Consider the following 23,769-nt stretch of genomic DNA (forward strand, 5'->3'; position numbering starts at 1 on the left):
TGGACGTGTGCTGAATCCCACATTCAGGAAAAATTCCGTACGGTCCGCACGTTGCGAGCTCATGTCTCCCGGGTGGTCGCAGGAGCGACGGAACTTGTCCGGAAAGTTAGCGGCCTAACGCCCGGTTTGCCGGATCCGCTTGTGGGGAAACCTGATTCATTGCAGGTGGGAGGCAGTCTGGAGCTGCACTGGACCGTCCGGCCGTCGACCTCGCGCGGGTGCGTCACAGTGGTGAACTCAACTGAAACGCACGGGCACCCCTGCTTTACACTGGAGAACGCGCGTGTGTTGGAGGACCGGATGTAGAAGCCCAGCTAGAAGCTGGAATTAGCCTTACCTGAGTTGGTTGGGCTCCAGTCCTGACTTATCGTTTGCTCTTACGCCGAACTACACAATTCGGTGTATCTCCCCATACGGACAGAGGCCCGATCGGTGCTCAGCCTAGCGGGCGAGAACGGCACGGCGTGTAGCGAACGCGTAAGAGTTCCGTTACCACCGAGCACCCGACTAGGTAATCGAAGCGGGTGGACAACTGCAAAGTTGACTGCACGGAGTGACCATCAGCGCCGCTGGTCTCCGAAACGTCCGGACGCAGTCCAGACCGGAGGCGTTCGACGAAGGCCGCATTCTTCGAAGGCCTGTTTTTTGTGAAGGCAGAGGCATGACGCAACTTCCTGGCCACAGGTCCCCTGGACCCATCGGGCTCTATGACCCGGCGAATGAACACGACGCCTGTGGTGTCGCATTCGTCGTCGACATGCACGGCCGCCGCAGCCGCGACATCGTCGACAAGGCTATTACGGCATTGCTGAACCTGGAGCACCGTGGTGCGGCCGGCGCCGAACCCAACTCGGGTGACGGCGCGGGCATCCTGATCCAGCTCCCGGACAAGTTCTTCCGTGCCGTGGTCGACTTCGAGCTCCCCGCCGAAGGCTCCTACGCGACCGGCATCGGCTTCCTGCCGCAGGCACGCCGCGAGGCCGCCCGCGCCGGGTACGGCGTCGAGAAGATCGTGCGCGAGGAGGGCCTCGAGGTCCTCGGCTGGCGCGAGGTCCCGATCGACGAGTCGTCGCTGGGCGCGCTGTCGCGCGACGCCATGCCGACCTTCCGGCAGATCTTCATCGCCTCCCCCAAGGGCGGCGCCGAGCAGCTCTCCGGCATGGACCTGGAGCGCCGCGCCTACGTCATCCGCAAGCGCATCGAGCACGAGCTCGGCAAGTCGGGCGCCGGCGAGGGCGCGACCGGCAAGGAGTCGGTCTACTTCCCGAGCCTGTCCGGCGAGACCTTCGTCTACAAGGGCATGTTCACCACCCCGCAGCTGCGGGCGTTCTACCTGGACCTGCAGGACGACCGGGTCGAGTCGGCGCTGGGCATCGTGCACTCGCGCTTCTCCACCAACACCTTCCCGTCGTGGCCGCTGGCGCACCCGTTCCGGCGCGTCGCCCACAACGGTGAGATCAACACCGTCTCCGGCAACGAGAACTGGATGCGGGCCCGTGAGGCGCTGCTGAACTCCGATGTGTTCGGCATCGACTCCGAGGGCAACAACCGCCTGGAGAAGATCTTCCCGGTCTGTACCCCGGGCGCGTCGGACACCGCGCGTTTCGACGAGGTGCTCGAGCTGCTGCACCTGGGTGGCCGCAGCCTGCCGCACGCCGTGCTCATGATGATTCCGGAGGCGTGGGAGCGCCACGAGTCCATGACCCCGGAGCAGCGCGCGTTCTACCGCTACCACTCCTTCCTCATGGAGCCCTGGGACGGCCCGGCCTCGGTGTGCTTCACCGACGGTTCGGTCGTCGGCGCGGTGCTGGACCGCAACGGTCTGCGCCCCGGCCGCATCTGGGTCACCGAGGACGGCCTGGTCGTGCTGGCCTCCGAGGTCGGCGTGCTCGACATCGACCCGGCCAAGATCGTCTACAAGAAGCGCCTGCAGCCCGGCCACATGTTCCTGGTCGACACCAAGCAGGGTCGCATCATCAGCGACGACGAGGTCAAGTCGACGCTGGCCGCCGAGTTCCCGTACCAGCAGTGGCTGGACGAGGGCCCGACCAAGCTGAGCGACCTGCCCGACCGCCCGCATGTGCACATGTCGCACGACCGCGTGCTGATCCGCCAGCAGATCTTCGGATACTCCACCGAGGAACTGAACATCCTGATCTCGCCGATGGCGCAGACCGGTGGCGAGGCGCTCGGCTCGATGGGCACCGACACCCCGATCGCGGTGCTGTCCTCGCGGCCGCGCCTGCTGTTCGACTACTTCTCGCAGCTCTTCGCTCAGGTCACCAACCCGCCGCTGGACGCCATCCGCGAAGAGGTCGTGACCTCGCTGCGCAGCATGGTGGGCCCGGAGGCCGACCTGCTGAACCCGGGACCGGAGTCCTGCGGTCAGATCACCCTGACCCAGCCGATCCTGGACAACGACGAGCTGGCCAAGCTGGTCCACATCAATGACGACGGCTCCCGTCCCGAACTGCGTTCGGTCGTGGTCCACGGCCTGTACCCGGTGAAGAAGGGCGGCAAGGGGCTGCGCAAGGCCATCGAGGCCGTGCAGCGTCAGGTCTCGGCGGCCATCGACGGCGGCGCGCGCATCATCGTGCTGTCCGACCGCGAGTCCAACGAGAAGCTGGCCCCGATCCCGTCGCTGCTGCTGACCGCCGCGGTGCACCACCACCTGGTCCGGGAACGCACCCGCACCAAGGTCGGCCTGGTCATCGAGGCCGGTGACGCCCGCGAGGTGCACCACATGGCCATGCTCGTCGGCTTCGGCGCGGCGGCCATCAACCCCTACATGGCCTTCGAGTCCATCGAGGACATGCTGGAGCGTGGCGCGCTGCAGATGCCGGGCAGCACCGGCGATCACGCGGCCGACTTCAAGAAGGCCGTCTACAACTACAACAAGGCGGCCGGCAAGGGCGTGCTGAAGGTGATGTCCAAGATGGGCATCTCCACCATCGCCTCCTACCGTGGCGCGCAGCTGTTCCAGGTCGTCGGCCTGGCGCAGGAGCTCGTCGACGAGTACTTCACCGGTCTGCGTTCGCCGCTGGACGGCATCGGCCTCGACGACATCGCCGACGAGGTCGCGCAGCGGCACCGGATCGCGTTCCTGGAGAACCGCAACGAGCGCGCGCACCGCGAGCTCGAGATCGGCGGCGAGTACCAGTGGCGTCGTGAGGGCGAGTACCACCTGTTCAACCCGGACACGGTGTTCAAGCTGCAGCACGCCACCCGCTCGGGCCAGTACAAGGTCTTCAAGGAGTACACGAAGCTGGTCGACGACCAGTCGGAGCGTCTCGCCTCGCTGCGCGGTCTGTTCAAGTTCAAGAACGAGCACCGCAACCCGATCTCGATCGACGAGGTCGAGCCGGCGTCGGAGATCGTGAAGCGCTTCTCGACCGGTGCGATGAGCTACGGCTCCATCTCCGCCGAGGCCCACGAGACCCTGGCCATCGCCATGAACCGCCTGGGCGGTCGCTCGAACTCCGGTGAGGGCGGCGAGCACCCGGCGCGCTTCGAGCCGGAGGAGAACGGCGACTGGCGCCGGTCCGCGATCAAGCAGGTGGCCTCGGGCCGCTTCGGTGTGACCGCGCACTACCTGACCAACTGCACCGACATCCAGATCAAGATGGCGCAAGGCGCGAAGCCGGGTGAGGGCGGCCAGCTTCCGGCGCACAAGGTGTACCCGTGGGTCGCCGAGGTCCGGCACTCCACCCCGGGCGTCGGCCTGATCTCGCCGCCGCCGCACCACGACATCTACTCGATCGAGGATCTGGCGCAGCTGATCCACGACCTGAAGAACGCGAACCCGCAGGCGCGGATTCACGTGAAGCTGGTCGCGGAGCCGGGCGTCGGCACCGTCGCCGCGGGTGTCTCGAAGGCGCACGCCGACGTGGTGCTCATCTCCGGCCACGACGGTGGTACCGGTGCGTCGCCGCTGACCTCGCTGAAGCACGCGGGTGGCCCCTGGGAGCTCGGCCTGGCCGAGACCCAGCAGACCCTGCTGCTCAATGGTCTGCGCGACCGCATCGTGGTCCAGGTCGACGGTCAGATGAAGACCGGCCGCGACGTCATGATCGCCGCGCTGCTGGGCGCCGAGGAGTACGGTTTCGCGACCGCTCCGCTGGTCGTCTCGGGCTGCATCATGATGCGCGTCTGCCACCTCGACACCTGCCCGGTCGGCGTCGCGACCCAGAACCCCGTGCTGCGTGAGCGTTTCACCGGCAAGCCGGAGTTCGTCGAGAACTTCATGCTCTACGTCGCCGAGGAAGTCCGCGAGCTGCTGGCGTCGCTGGGTCTGCGGACCCTGGACGAGGCCGTCGGCCGGGTCGACCTGCTCGACACCACCGCCGCCAAGGCGCACTGGAAGGCCGCCAAGCTCGACCTGTCGCCGATCCTGGACGACGTCGAGACCGCGTTCATGTTCCAGGACCGCCGCCGCACCAAGGACCAGGACCACGGCCTGGACAAGGCGCTGGACAACGAGCTGATCGCGCGTTCGGCCGACGCCCTGGAGCGTGGCAAGCCGGTCAAGTTCGACTCCAAGATCACCAACGTGAACCGGACCGTCGGCACCATGCTCGGCCACGAGGTGACCAAGCTGTACGGCGGAGTCGGCCTGCCGGACAACACCATCGACATCACGTTCACCGGTTCCGCCGGTAACTCGTTCGGTGCGTTCGTCCCGGCCGGTATCACCCTGCGGGTGGTCGGCGACGCCAACGACTATGTCGGCAAGGGTCTTTCGGGTGGCCGCATCACGGTGCGCCCGTCCGACGACGCGCCGGAGTCCTACGTCGCGGAGCAGAACATCATCGCGGGCAACGTGATCCTGTTCGGCGCCACCAGCGGCCAGGCCTTCCTGCGCGGTGTGGCCGGCGAGCGCTTCGCCGTCCGCAACTCGGGCGCGACCGCGGTCGTCGAGGGTGTGGGCGACCACGCCTGTGAGTACATGACCGGTGGCCGCGTGGTCATCCTCGGTGAGACCGGCCGCAACTTCGGCGCGGGCATGTCGGGCGGTATCGCCTACGTGTACAACCCGAACGGCACCTTCGAGGCCAACCTCAACACCGAGCTGGTCGACCTGGAGCAGCTCTCGGCCGATGACGCGCAGATCCTGCACGACATCGTCGCGCAGCACCGCGACGAGACCGGTTCGGCTGTCGCCGAAGGCATCCTGAGCGACTGGTCGCAGCAGGTGACCAAGTTCGTGAAGGTCATGCCGCGCGACTACAAGAAGGTCCTGCTCGCCATCTCCGAGGCCGAGAAGGCCGGCCGGAACGTGGACGAGGCCATCATGGAGGCGGCTCGTGGGTAACACCTCACCTTTGGCGTGGACGAGGCGCTGTGACCATTCAAGGCAGCTCGTGGCTGACCTCATCTCCGCGGTGCAACGCAGCACCATCGTTGTTCCGTGCGCGCAGCGCATTAGTCAGGAGTTCGTAAATGGGTGACGCACAAGGCTTCCTGAAGCACACTTCCCGGGAACTGCCCAAGCGCCGTCCGGTTCCGCTGCGACTGCTGGACTGGAAAGAGGTCTACGAGGAGAAGTTCTCCCACGAGACCCTGCAGAAGCAGGCCAGCCGCTGCATGGACTGCGGTATCCCCTTCTGTCACAACGGCTGTCCGCTCGGGAACCTGATTCCCGAGTGGAACGACCTGGTGTACAAGGGCGCGTGGAAGGAGTCGTTCGATCGGCTGCACGCGACCAACAACTTCCCGGAGTTCACCGGCCGCCTGTGCCCGGCTCCGTGTGAGGCGTCCTGCGTCCTGGGCATCAACCAGGATCCGGTGACCATCAAGCAGGTCGAGGTCGAGATCATCGAGAACGGTTTCGACGAGGGCTGGGTCACCCCGGTCTACCCGACCCGTCTCACCGGCAAGCGCATCGCGGTCGTCGGCTCCGGCCCCGCGGGCCTGGCCGCCGCCCAGCAGCTGACCCGGGCCGGTCACACCGTGACCGTGTTCGAGCGCGACGACCGCATCGGCGGCCTGCTGCGCTACGGCATCCCGGAATTCAAGATGGAGAAGCGCTTCATCGACCGCCGCGTCGCGCAGATGGAGGCCGAGGGCACCATCTTCAAGACCAGCGTGAACGTGGGCGTGGACATCACCGCCGACCAGCTGCGCAAGCAGTTCGACGCGGTCGTCCTGGCCGGTGGCGCCACCATCGCGCGTGACCTGCCGATCCCGGGTCGCGACCTGGACGGCATCCACCAGGCCATGGAGTTCCTGCCGCTCGCCAACCGCGTGCAGCTGGGCGACCGGATCACCGACGAGGACGGCCTGCCGCGCATCAACGCGCGTGGCAAGAAGGTCGTCATCATCGGTGGCGGTGACACCGGCGCGGACTGCCTGGGCACCTCGCACCGTCAGGGTGCGGAGTCGATCCACCAGTTCGAGATCATGCCGCGTCCGCCGGAGGAGCGGGCCGCCTCGACCCCGTGGCCGACCTACCCGCTGATGTACCGCGTCTCCTCGGCTCACGAGGAGGGCGGCGAGCGCGTGTTCTCCGTCAACACCGAGCGTTTCGTCGGTGCGGACGGCAAGGTCACCGGCCTGCAGGCGCACGAGGTGAAGATGGTCAACGGCCGCTTCGAGAAGGTCGACGGCACCGACTTCACCTTGGAGGCGGACCTGGTGCTGCTGGCCATGGGCTTCGTCGGTCCGCAGAAGAACGGCCTGCTCGAGGGTCTGGGCGTCGGTTACGACCAGCGCGGCAATGTCATGCGTGACAAGGACTGGGCCACCACGGTGCCCGGCGTCTTCGTCGCCGGCGACATGGGCCGCGGTCAGTCGCTGATCGTGTGGGCCATCGCCGAGGGCCGCGCGGCGGCCGCCGCGGTGGACAAGTACCTGGAGGGGGAGACGGCGCTGCCGTCCCCGATCACCCCGACCATGGTCGCCCAGCGCTGATCCGCAGCCACTGAGCGAACGCTCGAAGGTGCCCCCGGACTTCGGTTCGGGGGCACCTTTTGTCATGCCGGGACACTTTTGGTCATGCGATAAACGTATGTGAAATGTTTACTAGTCAGTAGCTTCGAGTAGTTTTCGCAAACCCTGGACAGGGGACCAGTTACACCTGTTTACTTACCCCTCGTGTGGAGTCCACCTCTCCGAGTCGTCCGCAGCGCTCGGTAAGTATGGATCGGTCCCGGAGGATCTCGGGACATCTTTGGAGGAAAAGTAATGTTCCGTAATCGCCGCGCGGCCGCAATCGCGACTTCTGGCGCAATGGTTTTCGCCGGTATGGGCATGGCCGTCATGGAAACCGGCGTCGCGTCCGCCGAAGGCACCTGCGCCATCAGCTCGCACGCCGAGAAGAAGGATGCCAGCACCGTCGGCATCACCATGACCTATGACAAGTCGGTCAACGGTGACTCGATCGGCGTCGGCACCACCGCGACGTACAAGATCGTCGTCGGCACCACGGGCATCGGCAACCCGTACGTCAACACCATCACCGACTACCCGCCGTCCGGCTTCGGCGCGCCGCTCGAGGCCAGCGTCACCGCCTACCACCTGGCCGGTGGCCAGCGCACCGAGGCGGTCACCCCGGAGCCCAACGGCGGCGGCTGGAAGGTCACCAACCCGGGCTGGTTCGTGAACTCCGGTAACCCGGTCACCTACACCATCACCTACCGGGTGCCCACCAACCTCTCCGGTGGTCAGCAGGTCACCAGCGGTGGCATCGGCGTCGCCGGCACCGTCGGCGTCAGCAACAGCCTGCCGAACCTGACCGCGTGCTTCACCGCCCGCCCGAACACCGTCGGCGAGTCCGCCCTCGGCAGCCTGAACAACAACGGCCTGGGCTCCTCGGACGGTCAGACCAGCTCGACCGGTTCGTTCTCCGACATCATCTCGGACGCGATCCGCAAGTACATCGGCAGCTGATCCCCGACCGGGCCGATTCGATCGATAGGAACACCCGTACCGATGCGCACCCGTAAGTCACCGGCACTCACCGCGATTGCGGGCCTGGCGTTCTCGCTGGCCCTCACGTTGTCACCGGAGGCCATCGGTACGGCCACGGCCGATCCCGCGAATTCCGCGGAATCCCACCTCGTTTCGATCGATCGGCCCGGACAGCGGCAGGAAGAGTTCAAGGTCTATTCGGCCGCCATGGGCCGGGAGATCACGCTCCAGGTCCTCACCGCATTCGACAACAGCGTGCCGCGACCGACGCTGTATCTGTTGAATGGCGCGGGCGGCGGCGAGGACGCTGCGACCTGGTACCGGCAAACCGATATTGTCAGTTTCTTCTCCGACAAGAACGTGAATGTGGTATCGCCGGTCGGCGGCAAATTCTCGTATTACACCGACTGGCAACAGGATGACCCGGCGATCGGCCGCCAGAAGTGGGAAACCTTCCTGACCGCCGAACTGCCGCCCATTATCGACAAGGCGCTGAACACCTCCGGCGCGAACGCCATCGCGGGCGTCTCCATGTCCGCGACCTCCGCGTTGAACATGGCCATCCTCGCGCCCGATCGCTACCGTGCGGTCGCCGCTTACAGCGGGTGCGCCTCCACCGCCGATGACAACAGCCGCAAGTACATTCAGATGGTGCTCGACCGCGGCGACGCCGACTCCCGCAATATGTGGGGTCCGCCCGGTGACCCCGACTGGGCCCGGCACGACGCGGTGATCAATGCCGAAAAGCTGCGCGGCAAGGCGCTGTTCATCTCCAACTCCACCGGACTGCCCGGTCCGATGGACACCTTGGATTCGCCGTCGATCGGCGGTCGACCGGCGACGCTGGCCAACCAGATCATCCTCGGCGGCCTGATCGAGGCCGCGACCAACGGGTGCACGCATCAGCTCGCCGACCGGCTGGGCGCGCTCGGTATCCCGGCGCAGATCGAATTCCGGCCCTCCGGAACGCATTCCTGGCGGTACTGGGAGGACGCGCTGCACCGCTCCTGGCCGATGCTCGAGGCCGCGCTTCAGGGCTGATCCGCCGGGGTTGCCGGATGTTGCTGCGCCGGTGAAGGTTCGGCCGGAATCGGACGTCTTCCCCCGCTCGCCTGGCACTGCTGACTAGGCCCCTTTATGCTAGTCGGCGGTGTGTCGCTGATCTCGTCGACCAGTTTGTTCCGGCGAACTCATACGGGGCGGTTACGTGGGTTAACCCGGAGTGCACCGGAGTGTCATCCGGCGACCGCACCATGATCGGGAATACGGGACGCGTGAGATGTCCCGGCACAAGCGTGAACTGGAGCAAGGGTGCGGTTGAAGAATATTGTCGCGGCTGCGGGGGCAGCGGCGAGCGTGCTCATGTCGGGAATCGTCCTGGGCAGCGGTCCCGTTTCGGCGGATCCGGGTTGCCCGCGGCTCTACACGGTCGCCGTCCCCGGCACCTGGGAGACCGGTCACGACAAGGACCCCAAGCCCGGCATGCTGGCCACGGTGACCAGTGGTCTACCCGGTGAGGTCGACTACGTGACCTACGCGGCGACCGCCTTCCCGTGGGAGGGCGACATCTACGCCGCCTCCAAGAAGGAAGCCGTCGACAACGCCCGCGGTCTGGTCCAGGCCATGGCCGCGCGGTGCGCGGGCACCAAGATCGCCATCACCGGCTACAGCCAGGGCGCCGACGCCGCAGGCGATCTCGCCGCCGAGATCGGCACCGGCCACGGTGTGGTGCCGCCGGATCGGGTCGCCGCCGTCGCGCTGATCTCCGACCCGCGGCGTTCGCCCACCGACGCCCAGATCGGTCCGTTCGCCCCCGGCGCGGGCGCGGGTGGACCGCGCGCGGGCGGCTTCGGCTGGGTCAGCGACAAGGTGCGCACCGTGTGCGCCCTCGGCGACCTGTACTGCTCCACCGAGGAGACCGACTTCGTCACCCGCTTCGCGGGCTTCCTCGCGCAGGCGACCAACCCGAACAACTTCAACCCGTGGCAGACGCAGCTCGAGTTCGGATCGATCCTCAATGACCTGATGGCCCAGGGCGGTTTCGGCACCCTGCAGGCGCAGCTGGCCGAGGGCGCCGACAGCGAGTACGCGCACCAGCTCGAGCAGTTCTACCGCAGCGGCAAGCACACCAGCTACGGCAGCTACGGCGTCGGCGGCGGCCAGACCGCGCTGACCTGGATGCACAACTGGATCTTGACCAACGCCTGATCCTCCGGCGACAGGTCCTGCGCCCCAGGACCGCACCACATCGACAAGGCCGCTCCCCTTCCGGGAGCGGCCTTGTCGGCTGTCTGCGAGCGATCTAGCCGAAGGAGCCGGTGGGCGGCAGCGCGGGCGCGGGGGCGGGGTTGTTGTTCCAGCCGTTGTTGTTCCAGTCGCCGTCGTGATCGCGGTCGTGGCGGTCCCGGTCTCGGTCGTGATCGTGGTCCCACGGCCCGTTGTCGTCGATCTGCTGGGCGACGACCGGGGCGGTGGTGTCGGCGGGGGTCGCCGCGTTCGCCGGAAGGGCGACGACGGTGAGCGGGATGGCGGCCAGGAACCCGGCCGCGGCCAGACGCAGGGCGAGACGACGGCGGGGCTTGTCGAGGGCGGACATCGTGGTGCCTTTCTGTCGGGATCGTGCGCTGCGGGGGAGCGGCGCACGAGTCCCATCGAAAGGCCCGGCCCTCCGGGGTATGTGAGATCGGGCTGGGAGTCGGCTGAGCGTCCGTACGGTCAGGGCAGGGCGCGTTGCGCGCGCGGCAGCAGGTCCCAGACGTGCCCGTTCTCGTTGACCGTGGCGGCGGTGCGGCCGCCGGTGCGCGAGTACAGGATTCGGGTGATCGAGCAGTAGTCGATCGGGAAGGTGAGCGGCCGTGCCAGTCCCAGCACGTCCTGCAGCAGCACATTGATCACACCGCCGTGCGCGAACACGACCACGGTGTCGGCGGGCGCGGCGGCCGCCACGATGGCGGTGACGCTGTCACGCACCCGTGCGATGAAGGCGTCCCCGTCGATCTGCTCGGGCAGGTGCCCGGCCTTGATGCGCGCGTAGGTTTCCTGGAAGTCCCGCTGCGCGTCCTCGATGGGGATGTACATCGGCAGCTCGCGGTCGTATTCGGCGAGCCCGTCCACGATGTCGATATCGAGCCCGAGCTTCTCCGCGGTGGGCCGCGCGGTCTCGCGGGCCCGCAGCTGCGGGCTGCTGACCACCCGCGCGATCCGGTGCTGGGCGAGTGCGGCCGGCACCCGGCCCGCCTGGTCGATCCCGAGCGCGGTGAGATCCGGGTCGGCGTGGCCGGATTCGGCCTGGACGCGCTGCGGCTGGGCGTGGCGGACGAGGATCAACTGCACACCCCCACTCTGCCGCACCCGGCCCGCAGCGCACCCCGGGGGTGCCGGGGGTCAGCTCTTCTTGCGTCGCATCAGGTAGACGATGCCCAGGACGAGGATGACGATGCCGATGCAGCAGACGCCCAGGAAGCCCCAGAAGCTCATGCCGCGCTTGCTGCTGGAGCGGCGGGCGGCGGTGTTCTCGAGTGCGGCGTTCCAGGTGTCGGGGTGGGTCCACACGTGGTGGTCCAGCAGTGTCGCCTGGGTCATGAGATCTAGGTAGTGCACGGAGTCCCCAATCGGTGTGGCCGGTGGCCCTCCCGGGCCGAACTCCCAGATTAACCGGGGAGACGGCCGCGGGAATCAGGGTTTACCCCGGTCCTGCCGGGTTCAGCTGCCCGCGCCGCGGGGTTTCACCAGCGGGAAGGGCAGGGTTTCGCGGATGCTGCGGCCGATCAGCAGCATGACCACCCGGTCCACGCCGACGCCGAGGCCGCCGGTGGGCGGCATGGCGTGTTCGAGGGCCTGCAGGAAGTCCTCGTCGAGTTCCATGGCCTCCGGGTCGCCGCCGGCGGCGAGCATGGACTGTTCGGTGAGGCGGCGGCGCTGTTCCACCGGATCGGTCAATTCGCTGTAGGCGGTGGCCAATTCGACGCCCCAGGCGACCAGGTCCCAGCGTTCGGTGACACCGGCGATGTGCCGGTGCGCGCGGGTGAGCGGGGACACGGAGGTGGGGAAGTCGATGTAGAAGGTGGGGTTCTGGGTGCTGGCCTCGACCAGGTGCTCGTACATCTCGAGCACGAGTTGACCGGCGTCCCAGCCCAATTGGAACGGGACGCCCGCCTTCTCGCAGAGCAGCCGCAGCCGTTCGGCGTCGGTGTCGGGGGTGATGGTCTCGCCGAGCGCTTCGGACACGGCACCGTGCACGGTCTTGACGGTCCAGTCGCCGGAGATGTCGACCTCGGTGAGCGCGCCGTCGGGTCCGGGCCGCAGCGCCACCATCCTGCCGTTGGCGGCGACCGCGGCGGCCTGGATGAGCTGGCGGCAGGCGTGCATCATGCGTTCGTAATCGCTGTGCGCCTCATAGGCTTCCAGGATGGTGAACTCGGGGTTGTGGCTGTAGTCGACGCCCTCGTTGCGGAAGACGCGGCCCAGTTCGAACACCTTCTCCATGCCGCCCACGCACAGTCGCTTGAGATACAGCTCGGGTGCGATGCGCAGGTACAGGTCCAGGTCGTAGGCGTTGATGTGGGTGGTGAAGGGCAGCGCGTTGGCGCCGCCGTGCACCTGCTGCAGCACCGGGGTCTCGACCTCGAGGAAGCCCCAGCCGTGCAGGCTGTCCCGCAGGGACCGCACCACCGCGCTGCGCTTGGCCACCACCTCGCGAATGTCGGTGTTGATGGCCATGTCGACGTAGCGCTGCCGCACCCGGGCTTCCGGATCGGAGAGGCCCTTCCACTTGTCGGGCAGCGGGTGCAGGCATTTGCCGATCATCCGCCAGTCCTGCGCGAGCAGGGACAGTTCGCCGCGGCGGCTGCGGCCCAGCTGGCCGCTCACCTCGATCAGGTCGCCCAGGTCGAAGAACTCGGTGAACGATTCGCTGCGGTCCGCGCCCACCCGGCCGCGGTCGATGAGCAGCTGGATGTCGCCGGACCAGTCGCGCAGCACGGCGAAGATGACGCCGCCGTAGTCGCGAATCCGCAAGAGCCGCCCGCAGACTCGCACCGTGGTGCCCTGCGGGCAGCCGCGGGCCGCGGCCACGGTGTGGGTGGGCGGATAGGCGACCGGGTAGGCCTCGACGCCGGAGTCCTGGAGCTTGGCCAGCTTGTCCATCCGCACCCGCACCTGTTCGGGGCGGCGCTGGCCGTTCTCCTCGAGTTCCTCGGGCGGCAGGTCGGGCGGGCTGCCGTCGGCGTGCAGGCCGGTGACCCCGGCGGGCACCGAGGGCCGTAGACCGGTGTGGGCGGAGGCGTCGTGTTCACGGCCGAAGCGGGGCAGGAAGCCTTCGGCCAGCGCGCTGGCGGTGGCGACCCGCAGCAGGTGGCGGCGTTCCTCGAACATGGAGAACCGCGGCACCCATTCGGGCTGGTACTTCACATTGGAGCGGTAGAGCGCCTCGAGCTGGTACCAGCGCGAGAAGAACATGAGCACGCCGCGCCACAGCCGCAGCACCGGTCCGGCGCCGATCCGGCTGCCCTCCTCGAAGACCGCGCGGAAGACCGCGAAGTTCAACGAGATCCGGGTGATGCCGTACTGGTCGGAGGTGAGGGCGAGCCGCGAGATCATCAGTTCCATCAGCCCGTTGGGGCCGGTGCGGTCGCGGCGCATGAGGTCGAGGGAGACACCGGCGCGGCCCCACGGCACGAACGACAGCATGCCGAGCACCTGCCCGTTCGGCGCGACCGCCTCGGCGAGCAGGCAGTCGCCGTCGAGCGGGTCGCCGAGCCGGTCCAGGGCCATGGAGAAGCCGCGTTCGGTCTCGGTGTCGCGCCATTCGTTGGCGCGTCGCATGACGTCCTGCATCTCCTCGGGGGAGATCTCCTTGTGGCGGCGCACCCGCACCGTGATGCCTTGTTTGGCCAGACGATTGGCGGCCTGCCGGACCGGCTTCATATCGGGTCCGGCCAGGGAGAAGGTGCGGGTCTCGAGGATGGCCTCGTCGCCCAGGCGCAGCGCGGACAGTCCGGCCCGCCGGTAGGCGGTGGCGCCGAGCTCGCTGGCGCCCATCACCGCGGGGGCCCAGCCGTACTGGTCGGCGAGCCGCAGCCAGGCGTCGATGGCGTGCGACCACGCCTCCTTCGGCCCGATCGGGTCGCCGGAGGCCAGGCAGACGCCGAGCTCCACGCGGTAGGTGATGGCGGCCTTGCCGTTGGGCGCGAACACCACGGCCTTGTCGCGGCGGGTGGCGAAGTAGCCGAGCGAGTCCTCGACGTCGGAGCGCTCGATGAGCCCGCGCAGTGCGGATTCGTCGAGTCCGGTGAGCGCGTTGGAGGAGCGCTGCGACCGGAACAGGGTGATCACCGCGGCCAGCAGTGCGATGGCGCCGAACAGGCCGAGCAGCAGGTTCACCGGATGCGGCGGATGCCCGTCGAAGTCCTCGTTGGAGACCAGGATGGTGGCGGTCACCCGCGACACCGCCCACAGCGCGCGCTCGGTGTGGTCGGGCAGGCTGCCGGGGAACAGTTCGACCAGGCCCCACCCCGCGAGGCTGCCCAGGGCCAGGCCGCCCGCGAGCACGCCCAGCGCCCGCCATACCGCGCCCTGCTGCACGTGGGTGTAGAACTCCGACCAGGACGCGATCAGGACGCCGATCACCGCGAGATGGATGATCAACGCCACCAGGGCGTTGATGTCGCCCTCGGAGGCGAAGTCGAGGGCGTTGGCGAGCGCGAAGGCCGCCATGTAGCCGACCAGCAGCCACCAGGCGATGCGTTTGCGGCTGGCGGTCGCGCCGGCCAGCAGGCCGATGACCAGGGCCCACACCAGCGAGGTGTCGGGCGCGTCGAAGTAGTAGGTGTCGACGAAGTGGCGCAGGTGCGTGGTCAGGTAGCGCAGCCCGGGCGAGATGCTCCAGGCGAAGCACAGGACCGAGAAAATGCCCAGCGCGGTGCCCGCCAGGTGCGGCAGCTCCCGCAACCGGCCGTGCCCGCGGTGTGGCACCTCCGGGGACCGCGGCTCCGGTCTGTGGTCGGAGTCGGGGTGCGGCCGGTCCTGCGTGGAAGTCACTGCACCAGTGTGAATGTTGCCGGTACCCATGTGCACTCAGAACCCGGTTCGTGTCTTGTCGCCGCGGTGCGGCCGATGGATGCTGCCGCGGTGCGGCGGGTGGATGCTGCCGCGATGCGGCCGGTCGCGGGTACCGCCGCGGTGCGGCCGGTGGTGGGGGCGCCGTTTGGTCTCGCGGCGGCCGCGGGTGAGGATGTATCCCATGTCGGATCCATTCGATGTCCCGATCGAGGACGAGGTCATTCGACTCGGCCAGTTCCTGAAGCTGGCGAACCTCATCGATTCGGGTTCGGAAGCCAAGTCGGTTATCGCCCAGGGCCTGGTACGTGTCAACGACGAGGTGGAGCTGCGCCGCGGGCGGCAGCTACACGCCGGGGATGTGGTGGCGTTGGCCGGGCACAAGGCTCGGGTCACCAGCGGCTGAAGGCACACGGGTTCCCATTGTCGGGGGTTCCGGGCTTCAGCCGCTGAGAGCTTCCCGAGAGTCGGCCTAGTCTTCGCTGCGAACCACGACGCCGTCATGGTCGCTGTAGAGCATGTCGCCGGGGACGAAGCTGACGCCGCCGAATTCGACGGTGACGTCCTTCTCCGCGTTGCCCTCCTTCTGGGTGCTCTTGCGCGGGTTGGTGCCGAGGGCCTTGATGCCGATGGGCATGGTGCGCAGCACGGCGGAGTCCCGGACCGCGCCATTGATGACGACGCCGGCCCAGCCGTTGTCCACGCCGCGGCCCGCGATGATGTCGCCGACCAGGGCGGTGTGAATGCTGCCGCCGCCGTCGACGACCAGCACCCGGCCCTCGCCGGGTTCGCCCAGGGTCTGCTTGACCAGCAGGTTGTCCTGGAAGGTCTTGATGGTCACGATGCGGCCGGCGAAGGTCTCGCGGCCACCGAACTGAATGAACTGGGTGTCGCAGCTTCGGATCTCGGGGCCGATCTCGTCGGCTAGGTCGGCGGTTGCCACTACGTTCGTTGATTCGGTCACGAGAACTATCTTGTCAGGGCGAATATCCGCAAGTCACGGGCGGTGCGATTGCGGTAGGCGGTGTACGCCTCGGTGGTCTCCTCGAAGCGTTCGAAGATCACCCGCCGGCGGTCTTCGTCGGTGACCAGGGCGGCGGTGACGGGCAGATGCTGCCCGGCGATCGCGACCTCGGCGGCCGGGTTGGCGAGCAGGTTCGCGGTCCAGGCGGGGTGGTGGTCCTGGCCGAAGTTGGAGCCGATCACGTACAGGGTGTCGCCGTCGTGCACGTAGAGCAGCGGGGTGGTGCGGGGTGCGCCGGACTTGCGGCCGACGGTGGTGAGCAGGATGACCGGCGCGCCGATCGGGCCCAGGACGGTGTATTTTCCGCCGCTGCGTTCGAGCACCCTGCGATCGAGCGGGGTCAGCTTGCGGATGACCAGTGATCCGAGCTTGGTGGCGGCGAATGGGCTGGCCAGCCGGGACAGCAGGTTGGTACGGGAACCCCAGATCCGTTCCGGGAACTGCTCACTCATACCGCGACAATAATGCTCCGCGACCGGCCGTGCGGGGGCTCCGGTTGGCCGCCTCGGAACCTTGGTGATGCGCTCCGCGCTCGCTCCGCGATCTATCTACAGGAATGAATCAACCGCTCAGTCGGATTCTCGGGCGCATACTGGCGACACCCGGTGAATCCAGGTCGGGGGAGGCATGAACGTGGAACCGGCGATCGACTCCGATGGCGTCGACGAGATCCGTTCTCTGCTGGCGTCGACCATCGCCGGGTTCCAGGCCGCCTGGGAGGCCGCCGGCGCCCCGCCGAACCTGGTCGAATTCCTGCCGCGCGCACCACAACTACGCCGCGTCGCGCTGATCGAACTGATCAAGGTGGACCTCGAATACCGCTGGATCCGTTACGACTTCCCCAAACGCCTGGCCGAATACCGCGGCGAGTTCGACGAATTGCGTTCCGGCCCACTGCCCCCGGACCTGGCCTACGAGGAGTTCCACGCGCTCGAGCGCTCCGGGATCGCCCTCGACATCAGCTGCTACCCGACCGAGGCCGCCCCTACCGAGTGGGCCGAGCACGACTACCGCAGCACCCTGATCGCCCGCCCGCAGGCTCAGCACGCGCTGGAGGGCATCGAGGTCGGCGATCGCATCGACGATTTCGATCTGCTGGTGGAGTTGGGCGCGGGCGCCTTCGCCCGGGTGTTCCTGGCCCGGCAGCGATCCATGCAACGCCTGGTGGCGGTGAAGATCTCGCAGAACCACGGCACCGAGTCCGAGACCCTGGCCCAGCTCGACCACGAGCACATCGTGCGCGTCTTCGACCAGCGGCTGCTCGCCGACCGGGAACTGAAACTGCTCTACATGCAATACCTTCCGGGCGGCACGCTGTCGAAGGTGCTGGGGCTGGTGCGTTCCCGGGAACCAGCCGAACGGAACGGCGGCATCCTGCTGGAGGCCGTCAACGCCGCCATGCGCGACAAGGGCGGCCTGGTGCCGGGCGAATCCGCCACGCGCACCGAGCACGCGGCGCGGACCTGGCCGGAAACCGTTGCGTGGCTGGGCGCCCGGCTGGCCCGTGCGCTGGACTACTCGTCCGCCAACGGCGTCCTGCACCGGGACATCAAGCCCGCCAACGTGCTGCTCACCGCGGACGGCAGTCCGAAGCTGGCGGACTTCAACATCAGTTTCAGCACGCACGTGGCCGGCGCGAGTCCGCTGGCCTACTTCGGCGGTTCCCTCGCCTACATGTCGCCGGAACAGCTGGCCGCCTGCCATCCGCACCTGCCGGAGACGGCCGAGGCGCTCGACGGGCGCAGCGATGTCTACGCCCTCGGGGTGGTGCTGTGGGAACTGCTCACCGGCCACCGTCCCTTCGACGACGAGACCGGCGCGGGTGATTCGGAGTCCTCGCTCGAGCGGATGCTGCGGCTGCGCCGCCACGAGGTCGATCCGGTCCACCTCGAGGCGCTGCCGCCCGACTGCCCGGCGACCCTGCGCCGTGTGCTGCTGAAATGTCTGGCCCCCGACCGCGAGAACCGCTGGGCGGACGGCGCGGCCCTGGCCCAGCAGCTGGAGCTGTGCCTGGACGAGCGGGCCCGCGATCTGGTGGATCCGCCCGAGCACAGCTGGCGGGCCCGGGTAGGGCCGTGGTCGCTGCTGGCATTGATCACGGTGGCCAGCCTGGTCGGCGACGCGCTCGGCATGGCGTACGCGAATCTGCACAACCATCCGCTGTGGGCGCTCTGGTTCACCCCCGAGGAGCGGGCGCGGTTGCAGGTGGTCGGCAACGCGCTGGTATTGATCTCGACGCCCGCGGCCATCGCGGTCACCAATTATCTGTGCCGCCGGGCCTTCATCGTGTGGCGTGGTCTGCGCCGGGGCCGCACCTACGATTCCGCGGCCCTGTCGCTGGCCCGACGGGACACGTTGAAGAACGGTGACCGGGTGGCGTTGCTGGCCTTCGCGTGGTGGGTGCTGGCGGCCGTGGTGTCGGCGGTGTCGCTGGCCGTCCTCACCGACCTGTCACCGGGCCGGATCGCGAATCTGGTGGCGACGCTGCTGGTTTCGGGTGCGATCGCGGTCGCCTACCCGTTCTTCGTGGTGACCTTCTTCATCGTGCGCTGCTTCTATCCGCGGCTGCTCACCCACGGCGAGACGGCCGAGGATCGGGACGCGCTGCGCGCGCTGGGCCGCCGCTGCACCCGCTATCTGGCGGTGGCCGTGGCGATTCCGCTGGTCGGGGTGATCGCCAGCCTGATGTTCCTCGACGCCGGGGAGGTGGCGCTGGTGCTGGTCCCGATCTACGGCCTGTGCGTGGCGGGCGTGTTCGGCTTCCTCGGCGACTACTGGCTGTTCCGCCAGACCGAGGCCGACCTGCTGGCCTTCGAGCGAGCGGTCAGCTGAAGTAGATCCATCCGAAGATCAGCATCCACATCGCGCCCACCGCCAGCCCCGCGATCGCGAACCCGCGGTCGTCGCGGCGTTCGGGCTCGACGGTGAGCGCGACCAGGCCCAGCACCACCGCCGGAACCGCGGTGAATCCGCACAGGAACCCGAACACCCCGAGCACGAACGCGGCGATCCCCATCCCCTTCGACCGCGCGGGCGGCGGCGTATAGGGCGCGTAATACGCGGGATACCGGATCGGCGTGACCGGCTGCCACGGTAATCCGCTCATCACCCGGTCGATTTCCCCGCAGGTCCGCGCATTGAGCGCGTGCCCGATGCGTTCGGACAATTCCTCGACCGTGATCCGACCGGCCTGAAAACTCTGCTTCAGCGCCTCGATCGCGTGTTCCCGATCGGCATCACTCGCCAGGAATTGCGGTGCCGCCCATTGAGGTTCCATCTGGTTCTCCATCGAACCCGAAGCCGATTATCACTGCCTTCGAGCGTATTCCTCGCGGCCGTCGGGGGGTTCGAATCGAGACCGGGGACACAGGGTCAGGCGCGGCCGTGGCGCTGCTCGTAGGCGTTGCGGTCGGCGGCCTCGCGGGCGCGGCGGTCGGCGTCGGCCAGGGCGGGGTCCAGGCCGTTCTTGATGAGCCGGTTGCGGCGGAAGACGTAGGTGAGGGCCGCGGTGAAGTAGATGAGCGGCAGGTACAGCAGGGCCATCATGGCCAGGCCCATCCACAGCGGGCCGGGGATGAGCAGGAACAGGCACAGCACCGGGATGATCGGGATCAGAATGCGCAGCAGGTAGCGGCGGGTGGCGCCGGGGCCGGTGAGGTCGCGCAGCACCCAGTCCCGCATGGACGGCGGGAGGGGCCGGCCGCAGATGTAGCCGAGGCGCTGCAGCGGGCTGGGGGTGGTGCGTTCGGGCATGCGCCCAGGATCCCTCAGCGGGCGCGCGACGGACAACCGCGGGGGGTCGGCGGCTCTGACGACCCGTGGACTGGATCAGGCGTTGGTGCGGTCCGGCTCGGCCTCGGTGCGCTCGGCGTGGAAGGCCGAGACCTGGCTGACCAGATTGCCGGTGGAACTCTTCACCGCGAGCTTCACGAAGGGCTCGATGGTCTTGCCGAGAATCTTGCCCGCCAGGCCGCCGGGGACCCGGTAGTCGACGATGGCGTCGATGGTGCAGGATTCGGCGCCCTTGTCGTGGAACAGGAAGGTGGATTCGATTTCGAAGCCCTTGATGGATTTCACCGCGATGGCGTAGCCGGGCTCGTGCCGGACGATCTTGATGGTGGAGTGCAGCGCGATCGGCCCGAGCTGAATGGTGCCGTCGAAGGTGGCGTCCACGCCCTCGATCTGTTCGGTCAACGGCGTGAAGGCGCTGATCTCATTGATGAATTTCGGCAGGTGCCGGTAATCGTTGACATAGGCGAAGGCGGATTCGGCCGAGGCGGCGCAATCCGCGACGATCTTGACTTCTGTCATGGGCGCAACTGTAACGTGTTCTAGTTTTCGTCGCAGGGGTTGTGATGCATGCCATCTATCACGCGGTCACTGCCAGCGTCGCGGCCAACCCGAAGACTAGCGCCATCACCAGCACTTCCACAATCGCGCGCCGCAGCGACTGCTCCGCCGTCATCCGGTGATCGGCGGCCTTCGGCACCCAGCCGCGCCGCCACCACCAGCCCAGCCCGATCAGCACCACCACCAGCAACGTCTTCGCCAGCAGGATCCGCCCGTACCCGCTGGTCACCAGGGGACTCACGCCGCCGATCCGCACCAGTCCGTTCACCACTCCGGTGACGGCCACCGTGACCACCAGCGGCAGCGCCCACGTCGAGTACTTCGGCAGCAGCGCCGCCCATTCGCCGCGGGTGCGCACGGTCAGCGCCAGCGCCAGCAGCAGCCCGAACCAGGCCGCGGCGGCCAGCGCGTGCACCGCCGCCAGCACCGACCCGAACGTCTGCTGCGACATGTGCCCGGTGATCGGCCGCAGCGCCAGCGTCACAGCGGTGAAGACCAGCACCAGATCGGGAGTGGCCCGATCCGGCCGCCGGAAACCGAAGGCGCTGTAGGCCGCCACCACGCCGGTCCCGATGAGCAGCGCGACCCCGATCTGCCCGCCGCTCACGTGCGCGAGATAGTCGCCGAACTGGGTCCCGCTCAGCCGCCGCGCCCGAATCCCTTGCACCTCCGCGGCTTCCAGCACCAGCATGGCGAATTCCATGGCCGCCCAGACGGCGGCGGCCACGGTGAGCGCCCGCCAGTGCGGGGTCAACCGGTCCGAGAGCCGCGGCAGCGCCGCCAGCCCCAGCACGGTCGCCCCCGCGCAGTCCGCGAGCACCCGGACCGGGGCCTCGGCCTGCACCGGATCCTCGGCGGCCAGTGCCCAGGCTAGCCCGGTCCCGGCCAGGGCGGCCGGAATGACCAGCAGCAGTAGCCATCTCGGTGAGCTGCCACCGCCGGTCGTCCCGCGCTCCCGGCGACGATCGATGCGGCCGGGCCGGTTCACGAGCGTCGCTTGCCCCGTCCGCCGAACAGGGCGAAGGCCAGGCCGCCGCCGAACAGCGCCACCGCGCACACGATGAAGATCCACAGCGGCACGCCACCGTCGGAGCCGCCCGACTTGGCGCCCGCGTCGGACTTCGGGCCCGGAGTTCCGTTGCCCGCCTTGGTGAGCGTGAACGACCGGGTGCCGCTGACCGGGTGCCCGTCGGCGGAGGTGACCCGGTAGGCGATCTTGTACTCGCCCACCGGACCCAGCTCGCCGACCTCGACGCTGAGCGTCGCGCCGTCCACCTTCGGCTGCCCCTTGGACCACAGATTGCCGTCCGGCCCGGTGACCGTCATGGACGGGTAGGCGGGCTGCAGGCTCTCGTTGAAGGTGACGCTGACCGTCGCGGGGGAGGTATCGATCTGCGCGCCGTTCTCCGGGGTGGAACCCACCACGGCCGAATGCGCGCCCGCCACACCACCGCCGAGCAGCGCGAACAGGGCGACCAGCAGGCCGGTGATCAGACCGGCGACCTTGCGGCTCATGACCGCCGTCCCCGGATGACGCTGCCCAGGCCGAGCGCCGCGCCCAGCGCGCCGAGCGCGAGCCCGACGCCGCCGAGCCAGCGGGCGGTGTCGTCGGTGACCTTGTCACCCTTGTCCGCGTCGGCCGCGGCGGGTGCGTCGTCGTCGTGGCCGGTGCTCTTGGCGAGCGTGAGGGTGGGGGCCGGGTGCTCGGGCTCGCTGCCGTCGGCGTTCGCCGGCTGGTTCCAGTCCACGACCTTGCCGTCGCTGTAGGTCTGGCTCGCGTTGAAGCTGACCTTCGCCTGCTCGGGCAGCGGCCCGAGGGAGACCGCGAAGCGCTGGAACTGGCCCGGCGCCACACCCGGATTGCCGGGGTCCGCGGTCCAGGTGACGGACACTGCCTGGCCCTGCGCGTTCTTCTCGACCTTGGACGTCCAGCCGGCGATCGGCTCGGTCCGCGCACTCTTCAGATTCGGCAGCGTCACCGAAACCTTGGTGGTGGAAGCGGTATCGGACTCGGTCGGCACCCGGAAGGTCGCGACCGTGTAGCCCTTCTGGGTAGCGCCGGGAGCGTCGACCACCACGTGCGCGGCGGCGATGCCCGCGCCGGACAGCAGCAGCCCCGCGGCGGCGGCCGACGTGATCAGGGCACGCGAAAGAGAGGTGTTCATGAGTGTATTGCCTTCTCTGACAATGGTTACGGGAAGTTGGGGAGCGGGGTTACACCGTGACCGGGGGCGCGCGCGGTCCGGCCGCGCCCAGTGCGAGAAGGGTTTTCGACGTGGGGGAGTGGTGCGCCGGGCGCGGCCGCGCGACACGCGTCGGCGGCCCGGCGGGGCGGGTGAGCGCCACCCGGACGGCCCGGGAGATCAGTTCGTAGAGCCGCTCGGCGACCAGGATCCCGAACGCGCAGACCAGGCCCGCGGCCGCGTGCGCGAACACCATCGGCCCGTGCGCGGTGAATTCCATTGCCCGCGCGGCGTGCCCGTGCTGCACCAGCCCGCTCAGCGCGACGTGGCAGACGGGCTGGCCCGCCAGCATGAGCAGCGGCAGCGCGGCGGGCGGGCGCAGCACGGCGGCGATCGCGCCGAGCGCGGCCGCCGCCAGCATCAGCAGCATCAGCCCGGAGGTGCCGGGGTAGCCGCCGCCCGCGAACCCGTGCGCGCCGACCGCCAGGGCGGCCATGGCCACCCCGGCCGATCCGCCGCGCACCGAGCTCATGGGTGACTCAGCGCACGCCGAGCCGGTTGAGCACGTCGGCTTCGATGCCGGAGAGCTCGTTGGAGATCGAGGCGTGCACCGCGCGGCGCCGCGGCACCGGCATCTGGGCGGCGGTGCGGACCGCCGCGGACAGGCTGTCCAGCCGGTCGCGGGTGGCGGCCACGAACTTCTTGGTCTCGGTGTCGGTGTGCTTGGCCTCGATCTCGGCCAGCGTCGACTCCACGCCCGCGATCCGGGCCTGCAGCTTGGCGCCCGGCCCGGCGAACTCGCCGAGCTGGTCCAGGCCGACGCCGAGCTGCTGCGCGCGGCGGGTGTCGAGCTGCCCGCGCACGAAGGTGGCGCCGCGGTAGGCGAGCGGCGCCAGCACCGGCACCAGGATCCGGGCCACGCCCAGGTACTTGCGGATCGAGGCCGCGCTGAACGGGTCCCGCTCGGCACGGGCGGCCACCTTCTCCGCGGCCTTCTCCTCGGCCTGCAGCTTCGCGATCTCGGCCTTGGCGACCTGCTTCTGCGTGCGCGCCTCGGCACGGTTGCGCTTGCGCTCGTTGCGCGCCCCGAGCTTGGCCTCCATGCCGGCCTTGTGCTTGAGGGCTTTCGCCTCGGCTCGGCGGCTGACCCGCTTCTTGCGCTTGGTGAACAACCCCATTGATGGCCTCCGTCATGCTGGTTCGCCATGGCAGTACAGGGCCGGGGGAAATGCCTGTCCGCCCATGAAA

Annotated in this window: 22 protein-coding genes; 7 read left to right on the forward strand and 15 right to left on the reverse strand. The window is 68.6% G+C overall.

All coding sequences use genetic code 11. The annotated features are described in order from the left end of the window. The first annotated feature begins 661 nt into the window (after positions 1-661). The 5 genes from gltB to ABZ412_RS01535 all read left to right on the forward strand — a co-directional run bounded on the left by gltB (position 662) and on the right by ABZ412_RS01535 (position 10,116). Positions 662-5,311, forward strand: a complete 4,650-nt coding sequence (gene gltB / locus ABZ412_RS01515) for a glutamate synthase large subunit (protein ID WP_357274975.1) — start codon at positions 662-664, stop codon at positions 5,309-5,311. 128 nt (positions 5,312-5,439) lie between these two features. After that, positions 5,440-6,909, forward strand: a complete 1,470-nt coding sequence (locus ABZ412_RS01520) for a glutamate synthase subunit beta (protein ID WP_357274977.1) — start codon at positions 5,440-5,442, stop codon at positions 6,907-6,909. Positions 6,910-7,227: 318 nt separating this feature from the next. Then, positions 7,228-7,887 carry a hypothetical protein gene (locus ABZ412_RS01525; RefSeq protein ID WP_357274979.1) on the forward strand — a complete coding sequence of 220 codons (660 nt, stop codon included), beginning with the start codon at positions 7,228-7,230 and terminating at the stop codon, positions 7,885-7,887. A 42-nt stretch (positions 7,888-7,929) separates the two neighbouring features. Next, entirely contained in the window at positions 7,930-8,949 is a 1,020-nt protein-coding gene (locus ABZ412_RS01530) for an alpha/beta hydrolase family protein (protein ID WP_357274981.1), read from the forward strand. 321 nt (positions 8,950-9,270) lie between these two features. Further along, positions 9,271-10,116: a cutinase family protein gene (locus ABZ412_RS01535; protein ID WP_357275903.1), complete on the forward strand. Its 846-nt coding sequence runs from the start codon at positions 9,271-9,273 to the stop codon at positions 10,114-10,116. A 94-nt stretch (positions 10,117-10,210) separates the two neighbouring features. Here ABZ412_RS01535 and ABZ412_RS01540 read toward each other — a convergent pair whose 3' ends face one another. The 5 genes from ABZ412_RS01540 to ABZ412_RS01560 form a co-directional block, all read right to left on the reverse strand. Continuing rightward, the gene (locus tag ABZ412_RS01540) at positions 10,211-10,504 is read right to left on the reverse strand and encodes a hypothetical protein (RefSeq protein ID WP_357274983.1); all 294 of its coding nucleotides are present in this window, start codon (positions 10,502-10,504) and stop codon (positions 10,211-10,213) included. 119 nt (positions 10,505-10,623) lie between these two features. Further along, positions 10,624-11,241 carry a histidine phosphatase family protein gene (locus tag ABZ412_RS01545; protein ID WP_357274985.1) on the reverse strand — a complete coding sequence of 206 codons (618 nt, stop codon included), beginning with the start codon at positions 11,239-11,241 and terminating at the stop codon, positions 10,624-10,626. A gap of 51 nt (positions 11,242-11,292) precedes the next feature. Continuing rightward, positions 11,293-11,490, reverse strand: a complete 198-nt coding sequence (locus tag ABZ412_RS01550; RefSeq protein ID WP_357274987.1) for a hypothetical protein — start codon at positions 11,488-11,490, stop codon at positions 11,293-11,295. 120 nt (positions 11,491-11,610) lie between these two features. Beyond that, positions 11,611-14,880, reverse strand: coding sequence for a bifunctional lysylphosphatidylglycerol synthetase/lysine--tRNA ligase LysX (gene lysX, locus ABZ412_RS01555; protein WP_357275905.1), 3,270 nt, complete (start codon positions 14,878-14,880; stop codon positions 11,611-11,613). A 102-nt stretch (positions 14,881-14,982) separates the two neighbouring features. After that, positions 14,983-15,150: a hypothetical protein gene (locus ABZ412_RS01560; protein ID WP_357274989.1), complete on the reverse strand. Its 168-nt coding sequence runs from the start codon at positions 15,148-15,150 to the stop codon at positions 14,983-14,985. On the opposite strand from ABZ412_RS01560, the gene ABZ412_RS01565 reads away from it, so the two are divergent. Then, entirely contained in the window at positions 15,149-15,370 is a 222-nt protein-coding gene (locus tag ABZ412_RS01565) for an RNA-binding S4 domain-containing protein (RefSeq protein WP_357274991.1), read from the forward strand. The genes ABZ412_RS01560 and ABZ412_RS01565 overlap by 2 nt on opposite strands. 66 nt (positions 15,371-15,436) lie before the next feature. Here ABZ412_RS01565 and rraA read toward each other — a convergent pair whose 3' ends face one another. Continuing rightward, positions 15,437-15,928: a ribonuclease E activity regulator RraA gene (gene rraA / locus ABZ412_RS01570; protein WP_357274994.1), complete on the reverse strand. Its 492-nt coding sequence runs from the start codon at positions 15,926-15,928 to the stop codon at positions 15,437-15,439. 5 nt (positions 15,929-15,933) lie between these two features. Then, the gene (locus ABZ412_RS01575; protein WP_357274996.1) at positions 15,934-16,440 is read right to left on the reverse strand and encodes a nitroreductase/quinone reductase family protein; all 507 of its coding nucleotides are present in this window, start codon (positions 16,438-16,440) and stop codon (positions 15,934-15,936) included. 175 nt (positions 16,441-16,615) lie between these two features. Between ABZ412_RS01575 and ABZ412_RS01580 the strand changes: the two genes are divergently transcribed. Then, a complete protein-coding gene (locus ABZ412_RS01580) occupies positions 16,616-18,820 on the forward strand; it encodes a serine/threonine-protein kinase (protein ID WP_357274998.1) in 2,205 nt (734 codons plus the stop codon). Here ABZ412_RS01580 and ABZ412_RS01585 read toward each other — a convergent pair. From ABZ412_RS01585 to ABZ412_RS01620, 8 genes are all read right to left on the reverse strand, one after another. Then, on the reverse strand, positions 18,813-19,265 hold the full coding sequence (locus ABZ412_RS01585) for a DUF1707 and DUF4190 domain-containing protein (protein ID WP_357275000.1): 453 nt from the start codon (positions 19,263-19,265) through the stop codon (positions 18,813-18,815). The genes ABZ412_RS01580 and ABZ412_RS01585 overlap by 8 nt on opposite strands. Before the next feature lie 95 nt (positions 19,266-19,360). Next, positions 19,361-19,741, reverse strand: coding sequence for a DUF5313 family protein (locus ABZ412_RS01590; protein ID WP_357275002.1), 381 nt, complete (start codon positions 19,739-19,741; stop codon positions 19,361-19,363). A 75-nt stretch (positions 19,742-19,816) separates the two neighbouring features. Next, complete coding sequence (locus ABZ412_RS01595) at positions 19,817-20,299, reverse strand: SRPBCC family protein (protein ID WP_357275004.1); 483 nt, start codon at positions 20,297-20,299, stop codon at positions 19,817-19,819. A 58-nt stretch (positions 20,300-20,357) separates the two neighbouring features. Beyond that, complete coding sequence (locus ABZ412_RS01600) at positions 20,358-21,308, reverse strand: CopD family protein (RefSeq protein WP_357275907.1); 951 nt, start codon at positions 21,306-21,308, stop codon at positions 20,358-20,360. A 14-nt stretch (positions 21,309-21,322) separates the two neighbouring features. Continuing rightward, positions 21,323-21,853, reverse strand: a complete 531-nt coding sequence (locus ABZ412_RS01605) for a copper resistance CopC family protein (protein WP_357275006.1) — start codon at positions 21,851-21,853, stop codon at positions 21,323-21,325. Further along, positions 21,850-22,503, reverse strand: coding sequence for a YcnI family protein (locus ABZ412_RS01610; protein WP_357275009.1), 654 nt, complete (start codon positions 22,501-22,503; stop codon positions 21,850-21,852). Before ABZ412_RS01610 ends, ABZ412_RS01605 begins: the two co-directional genes overlap by 4 nt. 49 nt (positions 22,504-22,552) lie before the next feature. Next, positions 22,553-23,053 (reverse strand): hypothetical protein, encoded by a 501-nt coding sequence (locus tag ABZ412_RS01615; RefSeq protein WP_357275011.1) that lies wholly within the window; start codon positions 23,051-23,053, stop codon positions 22,553-22,555. Between the two features lie 7 nt (positions 23,054-23,060). After that, the gene (locus ABZ412_RS01620; RefSeq protein WP_357275013.1) at positions 23,061-23,699 is read right to left on the reverse strand and encodes a DUF6474 family protein; all 639 of its coding nucleotides are present in this window, start codon (positions 23,697-23,699) and stop codon (positions 23,061-23,063) included. Between the last annotated feature and the right edge of the window lie 70 nt (positions 23,700-23,769).

It is taken from the genome of Nocardia sp. NPDC005746, assembly GCF_040630785.1.
Lineage (GTDB): Bacteria > Actinomycetota > Actinomycetes > Mycobacteriales > Mycobacteriaceae > Nocardia.